Source organism: Microbacterium sp. BF1 (assembly GCF_019279095.1).
In the GTDB taxonomy this organism is placed as follows: Bacteria; Actinomycetota; Actinomycetes; order Actinomycetales; family Microbacteriaceae; genus Microbacterium; species Microbacterium maritypicum.
This window is the reverse complement of sequence record NZ_JAGYWT010000088.1, coordinates 1-7,268: the sequence shown is the minus strand read 5'-3', so window position 1 is coordinate 7,268 and position 7,268 is coordinate 1. Positions and strand designations below refer to the sequence as shown.

Here is a 7,268-nt window from a genome sequence, read left to right as displayed (position 1 = left end):
GTGACGATCGCGCCGTCGACGGCCGCCGGGCCGTCGGTGACCTGGTTGCCGTCGGGGTCGGTCACGACCACCTCGGTGGAGCCTTCACCGCCGATCAGCTTCGCGCTGAAGGTGAGCGTCAGCGTGGCGGGCACGACGTCGACCGACTCATCAGCCGCCGGCGACGACGAGACGAGCGCGTCGTGCGCCGAAGCCGAAACCGGGGAGAGGAGAACGAGAAAGGCGGCGAGCAGTGTCGCGGCGAGGGCGATCGGGGCAGCCGAGCGGCTCAGAGCTTTGGTCTTCACGAGTACAGCCTATGAATCCTCGGTATGGGACCGCTGAGTGTGAAAGCGGCCTCCCGCGAGCGGCTCGGCATCCGTTAGTCTGGACAATCAGGAGGGCACAGTGACTGACAGCGACAGCCGACCGGCCGGAGAAGCCGCGATCCACCGTTCCGGTGAGCAGAGACACGACGTTACGCAGACGTTCGGACATGATTCCGATCTGTCGTTCGTGCCGTTCGGAGTGGAACTCACCGACGTCGAGCAGACGGCGATCGCCGCTCTGCCCGCGGGATCGGCGCTTCTGCTGGTTCGCTCCGGCGCTCTCGCCGGAGCGCGATACCTTCTCGACACCGACGTGACGACCGTCGGCCGTCACCCCGAGGCCGACATCTTCTTCGACGACGTGACGGTCTCGCGTCGTCACGCGGAGATCACTCGCACCGGGTCGACGTTCGAGATCATCGATCAGCGTTCGCTCAACGGCACGTACGTCAACGGTGAGCGCGTCGACCGCAGCGCGCTGGTGGACGGTTCCGAACTCCGTGTCGGCAAGTTCCGCCTGAACTTCTTCGCCTCTCCGCACGACCGCCTGGCGGCGAACGCCTGATGGCGGCCTCTCCCGCCCGCGAACGCTCTGCGTCCGCGGGCCTGCTGAGTATCGGCCAGGTGCTCGCACGGCTCACCCCGGAGTTTCCCGACCTGACCTCCAGCAAGCTGCGCTTCCTCGAGGTGCAGGGGATCGTCACCCCGTCTCGCACGGAGTCCGGCTACCGCAAGTTCTCGGCCTCCGACATCGAGCGGCTGCGTCTCGGGCTCACGCTGCAGCGCGACCACTACCTGCCGCTGAGCGTGATCCGCGAACAGCTCGATGAAGCCGACGCCGGCGGGGGTGCGACCGCGCTCGTGCCGCCGCCGTCTATCGCTCCGACCCCGCGCCGCTATCGCCGCGACGAGCTCCTGGCTGCTGCCGGAGCCGGGCCCCAGCTTCTCAACGACGCGATCAGCACCGGCGTCATCACCGCTCAGGAGAGCTACCCCGAGGCGACGGTCACGCTGCTGCGCGGTCTCGTCGGACTGGATCGTCACGGCATCGAGCCGCGGCACCTCCGCTCGCTGCGCCAGGGCGCCGAACGCGAGGTCGCCCTCATCGAATCGGCCATGTCCGCGCTGCTGCGCAGGACCGACGCCGCCTCCCGTGCGAAGGCCAGCGAGCTCGCCCCCGAGCTCGCCTCGCGCATCGATGAAGTGCGCTCGCTCTTCGTCAAGGACGCGCTCTCGCGAGTGCTTTCGTAACGAACTGATTGCGACACACCTTCGCCGTCCCACGGATGTGATTGCCGGCGCCCAGGCACTGCTCTACCGTGGAAGATAACCGTTCCAGGGAGGATTTCAGATGAATGCGGATGAGCTCACAGGCGACCCGCGGTTCGTACCCGAACTCCTCTTCACCGACGGTCTTCCCGCGATGGATGATGAGGTCGGATACCGCGGCGCTGTCGCTGCTCGTGCCGCCGGCATCACCTACCGACAGCTGGACTACTGGGCACGCACCGAGCTGGTGGAGCCCACGGTCCGCGGAGCGAGCGGGTCCGGTTCGCAGCGGCTCTACGGCTTCCGGGACATCCTCGTCCTCAAGCTCGTGAAGAGCCTTCTCGACACCGGCATCTCGCTGCAGCAGATCCGCACGGCCGTGGACGAGCTCCGCCGCGCCGGCATCCGTGACCTCGCAGGCACCACGCTCATGAGCGATGGCGCCTCGGTCTACCTGTGCACCTCGAACGACGAGGTCATCGACCTCGTCAGCCGTGGTCAGGGAGTGTTCGGCATCGCCGTCGGCAAGGTGCTCCGCGAGGTCGAGTCGACGCTCGTCGCCTTCGATGCGACCGCTCCCGACCCCGTCGACGAACTGTCGGCGCGTCGCACCAAGCGCACCGCCTGACCTCTCGCGTCATACAGAAAACGGCCGTCCTCGAAGAGGATGGCCGTTTCGCTGTGTGCGCCCGGGAGGGTCAGCTCTGCTGACCGCTCTCGGGGACGGCGATGCGTCCGGTGCGGATGATCCGGTCGAGCAACTGGTCGAAGTCGGCCGCGAGCTCCTGCGCGGAATCTCCCGGCCAGATGTGCAGCGGCTTGGCGGCACCCTGCGCCTGCTGCAGCGAGGTGCGCTCCGGCAGCTGCGGGGAGAGCACGAGGGGCCCGAACATGTCGCGCAGCTCCTTGATGCGGAACTGGTGCTCGATGGACTGGGGGCGCACGCGGTTCACGACGATGCCGAGAGGCTGCAGACGAGGCGAGAGGCCGCGGCGGATCTCCTCGATCGCGCGAAGGGCACGGTCGGCCGCGGCGACGGAGAACAGGCCGGGCTCGGTGACGACCATGACGCGGTCACTCGCCGCCCATGCCGTGCGGGTCAACGCGTTCAGAGACGGTGCGCAGTCGACGAGCACGAGGTCGTAGTCGGCCTCGACGGATGCGAGCGCCTCTTCGAGCTTCCACACGTCGCGCACGCTCGGGTGCGGACCGTCGAAGTTGATCGCCGAGGGGCTGCCGATGAGGACATCGATCGTTCCGGGGTGCACCTTCGCCCAGCCGCTGGAGGTGATCGCCTGACGGACGACCTTCTCCTTCGGGTTCGCCAGGACGTCGGCGATGTTGAGTCGTCCGGCCACCTGGATGTCCATCCCGGTGGAGACGTCGGACTGCGGGTCGAGGTCGACGACGAGAGTCCGGACTCCTCGGGCGAAAGCCGCTGAGGCCAGCCCGAGTGTCACGGTCGTCTTGCCGACGCCTCCCTTGAGAGAGCTGACGCTGAGTACGTGCACGGACACCACGTTACCTTCCCCTAGGCTGGGTGAACACTCAGCCCCGCCCCATGCGCATCGAAAACGCTGCGCATCGAGCTCCCAGAGGTGTGCATGTTCCAGAAGATCCTTGTGGCGAATCGCGGCGAGATCGCGATCCGTGCCTTCCGTGCGGCGGTCGAGGTGGGGGCGCGCACCGTCGCGGTGTTCCCGCATGAAGACCGCGGCTCCGTGCACCGGCTCAAGGCCGATGAGGCCTACGAGATCGGCGAGCGCGGGCATCCTGTGCGCGCATACCTGAACGTCGACGAGATCATCCGCGTCGCGCTCGAGTCTGGTGCGGATGCGATCTACCCCGGTTACGGGTTCCTCTCCGAGAACCCGGAGCTCGCGGAGAAGGCCGCGGCGAACGGCATCGTGTTCATCGGACCTCCTGCCCACGTTCTCGAAATGGCCGGCAACAAGGTCGAGGCGAAGCGTCACGCGATCGAGGCCGGGGTCCCCGTCCTCCGCTCCACCGAGGCATCGGACGACGTCGAGGCTCTGGTGGCGCAGGCCGAGGACATCGGATTCCCGCTGTTCGCCAAGGCCGTGGCCGGCGGCGGAGGGCGCGGGATGCGTCGGGTCGAGACCGCAGGCGACCTCGCTCCCGCTCTCGCAGAGGCGATGCGGGAAGCCGCGAGCGCCTTCGGCGACGCACGGATGTTCCTCGAGCAGGCGGTCGTTCGCCCTCGGCACATCGAGGTGCAGATCCTCGCCGACAAGACCGGCGAGACCGTGCACCTCTTCGAGCGTGACTGCTCGGTGCAGCGACGCCACCAGAAGGTGGTGGAGATCGCTCCGGCGCCGAACCTCGACGACAGCGTGCGCACTGCCCTGCACGGGTACGCCGTCGCCTTCGCCCGCTCCATCGGCTACGAGAACGCCGGAACAGTCGAGTTCCTGCTCGAGACGGCGGGGGAGCGCACCGGCGAGGTCGTCTTCATCGAGATGAATCCGCGCATCCAGGTCGAGCACACGGTCACGGAAGAGGTGACCGATGTCGACCTGGTGCAGAGCCAGATGCGGATCGCCTCCGGCCAGAGCCTCGCCGACCTCGGCCTGCAGCAGGAGAACCTGCATCTGCGCGGCGCCGCACTGCAGTGCCGCATCACCACGGAGGACCCGACGCAGGGATTCCGCCCCGACACCGGCAAGATCACCACGTACCGTTCCCCCGGCGGTGCCGGCATCCGCCTCGACGGCGGCACGGTCCACCAGGGGGCCCAGATCAGTCCCCACTTCGACTCCATGCTGGCCAAGCTCACCTGCCGTGGGCGCGACTTCCCCGCCGCGGTCGCCCGCGCACGTCGTGCTCTCGCGGAGTTCCGCATCCGCGGCGTCTCGACCAACATCCCGTTCCTGCAGGCGCTCCTGGAAGATGAGGCCTTCATCGCGGGCGATGTCAGCACGTCGTTCATCGACGAACGCCCCGAGCTGCTGCGCGGCCGTGTCTCCAAGGACCGCGGGACGAAGCTCCTCAACTGGCTGGTCGACGTCACGGTGAACAAGCCGCATGGCGTCCACCCCGGCGTCGTCGACGCGGTCACCAAGCTGCCTGCCGTCGACCTGACTTCCGAGCCGGCGCCGGGTTCGCGCCAGCGCCTGCTCGAACTGGGACCTGAGGGCTTCGCCCGCAGCCTCCGTGCGCAGACGGCCCTGGCGGTCACCGACACCACGTTCCGCGACGCGCACCAGTCGCTCCTGGCCACGCGTGTGCGCACGAAGGACCTGGTCGCCGCGGCGCCGTACCTGGCGAGGCTCACTCCCGGTCTGCTCTCGGTCGAGGCATGGGGCGGTGCCACCTACGACGTCGCGCTGCGCTTCCTCGGCGAGGACCCCTGGGAGCGCCTCGACAAACTCCGTGCGGCGCTGCCCAACGTGGCGATCCAGATGCTGCTGCGCGGTCGCAACACGGTCGGCTACACGCCGTACCCCACGGCCGTGACCGAGGCATTCGTCGCGGAGGCCGCTGCCAGTGGCGTCGACATCTTCCGTATCTTCGACGCGCTCAACGACGTGGAGCAGATGCGTCCAGCGATCGCGGCGGTCCGCAACACGGGGACCGCCGTCGCCGAAGTGGCGCTCTGCTACACCGGCGATCTGCTGGATCCGGCGGAAGACCTCTACACCCTCGACTACTACCTGGGCCTCGCGGACCAGATCGTCGACGCGGGCGCGCATATCATCGCGATCAAGGACATGGCGGGTCTGCTGCGTCCGGCCGCCGCCGCCAAGCTGGTCACGGCACTGCGCGAGCGATTCGACCTTCCTGTCCATCTGCACACGCATGACACCCCCGGCGGTCAGCTCGCGACGCTCCTCGCGGCCAGTGCCGCCGGCGTCGATGCCGTGGACGCCGCGTCTGCGCCGCTCTCGGGAACCACGAGCCAGCCGTCGCTGTCGTCTCTCGTCGCCGCGCTCGCGCACACCGAGCGCGACAGCGGGATCTCGCTCGACGCCGTCTCGGATCTCGAGCCCTACTGGGAGGCGGTCCGTCGCCAGTACGCGCCGTTCGAGTCGGGTCTTCCCGGCCCCACCGGGCGCGTCTACCACCACGAGATCCCCGGCGGTCAGCTGTCGAACCTGCGACAGCAGGCGAAGGCGCTCGGCCTCGCCGACGACTTCGAACTCATCGAGGACATGTACGCCGCGGCCGACCGCATCCTCGGTCGCGTGCCCAAGGTGACGCCGTCGTCGAAGGTCGTCGGCGATCTCGCCCTCCACCTCGCGGCCGTGAAGGCTGACCCTGCCGACTTCGAGGCGAACCCCGAGAAGTACGACGTTCCGGACTCCGTCGTCGGCTTCATGGCGGGCGAGCTCGGCGACCTGCCCGGGGGATGGCCGGAGCCTTTCCGCACCAAGGTCCTCGCCGGGCGCTCCGTGCGCACCGGCCTCACCGCGATCACGGCAGACGACGAAGCAGCACTCGCCGGAACCAGCGCCGAGCGGCGGACACGCCTCAACACGCTGCTGTTCCCCGCGCCCACCGCGGAGTTCGCCGAGCGTCGGGAACTGTTCGGCGACCTCTCGGTGCTCGACACCAGTGACTACCTCTACGGTCTCGTCGCGGGACAGGAGCACCAGATCGAGATCGATCGCGGTGTGCGCCTGTACGTCGGGCTCGAAGCCATCGGCGATGCCGACGACAAGGGTATGCGCACCGTCATGACGACTCTGAACGGGCAGCTGCGTCCGGTGTTCGTCCGCGACCGTTCGATCAAGGTCGACGCTCTCGAGGTCGAGAAGGCCGACACGTCCGTTCCGGGTCAGGTGGCCGCTCCGTTTTCCGGTGTCGTCACACTGAAGGCCGAGGTCGGGGCCACTGTCCGGGCCGGTGAACCCGTCGCATCCATCGAGGCGATGAAGATGGAGGCGGCCATCACCGCCCCCGTCGACGGCGTCATCGAGCGGCACGCGATCGCCGAGACCCAGCAGGTGGATGCAGGAGATCTTTTGGTCGTGATCCGCCCGGCGCACTAATCTTGTGCGGGCGAGGGCCGCGCATTCGTGTGCACCCGAGGCCCGCGCAGGCTTGGAGCGACATCGTGACACCGAAGAACACCACTGACCCCGAGGAGAACTCGCTGGGGGTGCTCGACGAAGCCGCGTCTCTCGACACGGCAGTGATCGGCATCCTCGGCGGGACGGCCCAGGTCAGCGTGGCCCTGCCCAGGAGCGACGACGACGATGACCTCGCCGACGACGGTGTGGTCGACGGCGAGGTCATCGGCGACCTCGTGATCGATCCGCCCCCCGCCGTGGGATCGACGACGAAGACGAAGTCGCTTCCGAAAGCACCCCGTCCCGACCCCGTGCCCGCAGCCGCAGCCGCAGACGCAGCCGCGCAGGACGCGGAGCCCGACGAAGCGCCGGTCGTCGAAGCGGCGTCAGAGGTCGAGCCTCCTGCGGAACCGGCTGTCGTCACGGGTATGATCGACGAGCCGCTCGTCATCGAACCGATCGTGATCGAGGTGACGGCACTCGAATCGGCCCCCGTCGCGGATGCCGTCGTCGATGCGGTCGTCGTCGATTGTACCCGGAGCTGACCTCGGCCGTCTGGGGCCTGTTGGACGAGAAGCAGCGCCACCGCCGCTGGGATCCGTCCGTCGCCGACGCCTCCTGATGTGGAGGCCGTCCTCGATCCGTACGATCCGGCCTG

At 68.3% G+C, this 7,268-nt stretch carries 7 protein-coding genes; 5 read left to right on the top strand and 2 right to left on the bottom strand.

The features are described from left to right. On the bottom strand, nt 1-287 hold a 287-nt coding region (locus KZA10_RS05050), incomplete at its 3' end, for a copper resistance protein CopC (RefSeq protein WP_218682334.1). A 100-nt stretch (nt 288-387) separates the two neighbouring features. On the opposite strand from KZA10_RS05050, the gene KZA10_RS05045 reads away from it, so the two are divergent. The 3 genes from KZA10_RS05045 to KZA10_RS05035 all read left to right on the top strand — a co-directional run bounded on the left by KZA10_RS05045 (nt 388) and on the right by KZA10_RS05035 (nt 2,205). Beyond that, nucleotides 388-873 carry an FHA domain-containing protein gene (locus KZA10_RS05045; RefSeq protein WP_017830205.1) on the top strand — a complete coding sequence of 162 codons (486 nt, stop codon included), beginning with the start codon at nt 388-390 and terminating at the stop codon, nt 871-873. Next, nucleotides 873-1,559 carry a MerR family transcriptional regulator gene (locus KZA10_RS05040; protein ID WP_141386203.1) on the top strand — a complete coding sequence of 229 codons (687 nt, stop codon included), beginning with the start codon at nt 873-875 and terminating at the stop codon, nt 1,557-1,559. The genes KZA10_RS05045 and KZA10_RS05040 overlap by 1 nt, the downstream gene beginning before the upstream one ends. A gap of 100 nt (nt 1,560-1,659) precedes the next feature. After that, nucleotides 1,660-2,205 carry a MerR family transcriptional regulator gene (locus KZA10_RS05035; protein WP_055867298.1) on the top strand — a complete coding sequence of 182 codons (546 nt, stop codon included), beginning with the start codon at nt 1,660-1,662 and terminating at the stop codon, nt 2,203-2,205. A 70-nt stretch (nt 2,206-2,275) separates the two neighbouring features. Here KZA10_RS05035 and KZA10_RS05030 read toward each other — a convergent pair whose 3' ends face one another. Continuing rightward, nucleotides 2,276-3,088, bottom strand: a complete 813-nt coding sequence (locus KZA10_RS05030) for a ParA family protein (protein ID WP_028501500.1) — start codon at nt 3,086-3,088, stop codon at nt 2,276-2,278. A gap of 93 nt (nt 3,089-3,181) precedes the next feature. Between KZA10_RS05030 and KZA10_RS05025 the strand changes: the two genes are divergently transcribed. Together KZA10_RS05025 and KZA10_RS05020 are read left to right on the top strand one after the other, a co-directional pair. Continuing rightward, entirely contained in the window at nt 3,182-6,589 is a 3,408-nt protein-coding gene (locus KZA10_RS05025) for a pyruvate carboxylase (RefSeq protein WP_141386202.1), read from the top strand. Nucleotides 6,590-6,654: 65 nt separating this feature from the next. Continuing rightward, nucleotides 6,655-7,155, top strand: coding sequence for a hypothetical protein (locus tag KZA10_RS05020; protein WP_218682333.1), 501 nt, complete (start codon nt 6,655-6,657; stop codon nt 7,153-7,155). Nucleotides 7,156-7,268 lie beyond the last annotated feature (113 nt).